Here is a 2,500-nt window from a genome sequence, read left to right as displayed (position 1 = left end):
CACTGCGGATGCTAACGTCCGTAGTGGAGAGGGAAACAACCCTGACCTACGACTAAGGCCCCCAATTCATGGCTAAGTGGGAAAGCAGGTGGGACGACCAAAACAACCAGGAGGTTGGCTTAGAAGCAGCCATCCTTTAAAGATAGCGTAACAGCTCACTGGTCTAAATAAGTTGTCCTGCGGCGAAGATGTAACGGGGCTCAAGCCATGAGCCGAAGTCTAGGGATGCGTAAGCATCGGTAGCAGAGCGTAGTGTGACATAGTCTCATTCCTCCTTCATGCCTTCGGGCAGATTGGAGGAGAGAGGCTTTCGATGAAGCCGGGGCGTGAGCCATCCGGTGGAGAGATCACTAGTGAGAATGATGACATGAGTAGCGACAAAGAGTGTGAGAGACACTCTCGCCGAAAGTCCAAGGGTTCCTGCTTAAAGCTAATCTGAGCAGGGTAAGCCGGCCCCTAAGCCGAGGCCGAAAGGCGTAGGCGATGGGAACTAGGTTAATATTCCTAGGCCAGGAGGATGTGACGGATCACAGGTGTAGTTCAATCTTATCGGATTGATTGGGCTGCTGAGTGGTTCCTGGAAATAGCCCTCCATCAGACCGTACCCTAAACCGACACAGGTGGACTGGTAGAGCATACCAAGGCGCTTGAGAGAACGATGTTGAAGGAACTCGGCAAAATACCTCCGTAAGTTCGCGAGAAGGAGGCCCGGTTCCTAGGCAACTAGGGGCTGGGGGCACAAACCAGGGGGTGGCGACTGTTTATTAAAAACACAGGGCTCTGCGAAGTCGCAAGACGACGTATAGGGTCTGACGCCTGCCCGGTGCCTGAAGGTTAAAAGGAGAGGTGAGAGCCTTGAATTGAAGCCCAGGTAAACGGCGGCCGTAACTATAACGGTCCTAAGGTAGCGAAATTCCTTGTCGGGTAAGTTCCGACCTGCACGAATGGCGTAACGACTTCCCCGCTGTCTCCAACATCGACTCAGCGAAATTGAATTGCCTGTCAAGATGCAGGCTTCCCGCGGTTAGACGGAAAGACCCCGTGCACCTTTACTACAGCTTCGCACTGGCATCAGGATTGTGATGTGCAGGATAGGTGGTGGGCTTTGAAGCAGGAACGCAAGTACCTGTGGAGCCTCCCTTGAGATACCACCCTTCGCACTCTTGATGTCTAACCGCGGTCCGTTATCCGGATCCGGGACCCTGCGTGGCGGGTAGTTTGACTGGGGCGGTCGCCTCCTAAAGCGTAACGGAGGCGCGCGAAGGTTGGCTCAGAGCGGTCGGAAATCGCTCGTTGAGTGCAATGGCAGAAGCCAGCCTGACTGCGAGACTGACAAGTCGAGCAGAGTCGAAAGACGGCCATAGTGATCCGGTGGTCCCGAGTGGAAGGGCCATCGCTCAACGGATAAAAGGTACGCCGGGGATAACAGGCTGATACTGCCCAAGAGTCCATATCGACGGCAGTGTTTGGCACCTCGATGTCGGCTCATCTCATCCTGGGGCTGGAGCAGGTCCCAAGGGTACGGCTGTTCGCCGTTTAAAGAGGTACGTGAGCTGGGTTTAGAACGTCGTGAGACAGTTCGGTCCCTATCTGCCGTGGGTGTAGGAGACTTGAGAGGAGTTGCCCCTAGTACGAGAGGACCGGGGTGAACGATCCACTGGTGGACCAGTTGTCGTGCCAACGGCAGTGCTGGGTAGCTATGATCGGACAGGATAACCGCTGAAGGCATCTAAGCGGGAAGCCCCCCTCAAAACAAGGTCTCCCTGAGGGCCGTGGAAGACCACCACGTCAATAGGCCGGAGATGTAAGCGCAGTAATGCGTTCAGTTGACCGGTACTAATCGCCCGATAGGCTTGATTTGATCCAGTAATGGAAAGACAAATCAAAAACATACACCTCAGTAAACATGGATAACTTCGTCGCTTCAAACGACGATGTTGATTGACATAACAACCGTGCAGGAACGCGCATCCGCTTCGCGAATACGCTGCCTCCTGCGCGTCGCCTTTTTGCAAAGCAAAAAGAGCGACGGGGATTTTCCTCGGTTTGGTGGTCATAGCGCAAGTGAAACACCCGGTCCCATCCCGAACCCGGAAGTTAAGCACTGCCGCGCCAATGGTACTTGGGCTTAAGCCCCGGGAGAGTAGGTCACCGCCAAACCTAGAAAAATCCCCAGTCTCTCTAATGATGATACAAATCTGACTCTGACGCGGGATGGAGCAGCCCGGTAGCTCGTCAGGCTCATAACCTGAAGGTCGCAGGTTCAAATCCTGCTCCCGCAACCAGCGTCAGAAAATCTCAGTACAGCCCGTTCAGACTAAAATTGATCCACTGGATCAATTGCTTAACGTCTTCACCTCGTCAGGCTCATAACCTGAAGGGTGAGGAAGAACAGAAATCGACCCAGTGGATCGATTACCTGACGAACGCGCAAAGCGCTGGACCGTAGGTTCAAATCCTACTCCCGCAACCAAATCGAATAAAACAATCAAATCAAAAC

Annotated in this window: 1 tRNA gene and 2 rRNA genes (1 of these 3 cut by a window edge); all 3 read left to right on the top strand. The window is 53.7% G+C overall.

The features are described 5' to 3' along the window. Positions 1 to 1,861, top strand: a 23S ribosomal RNA gene (locus tag GOW92_RS24615); it begins 966 nt to the left of the window's first position. A 184-nt stretch (positions 1,862 to 2,045) separates the two neighbouring features. Next, positions 2,046 to 2,160 (top strand): 5S ribosomal RNA (gene rrf / locus GOW92_RS24610). Positions 2,161 to 2,208: 48 nt separating this feature from the next. Next, a tRNA-Met gene (locus GOW92_RS24605) sits at positions 2,209 to 2,285 on the top strand. The last annotated feature ends 215 nt before the right edge of the window (positions 2,286 to 2,500 follow it).

Source organism: Ruegeria atlantica (assembly GCF_013032505.1).
GTDB lineage: Bacteria > Pseudomonadota > Alphaproteobacteria > Rhodobacterales > Rhodobacteraceae > Ruegeria > Ruegeria atlantica_F.
The sequence above is the reverse complement of the archived record's forward strand: the minus strand, read 5'-3'. Positions and strand labels throughout refer to the sequence as shown.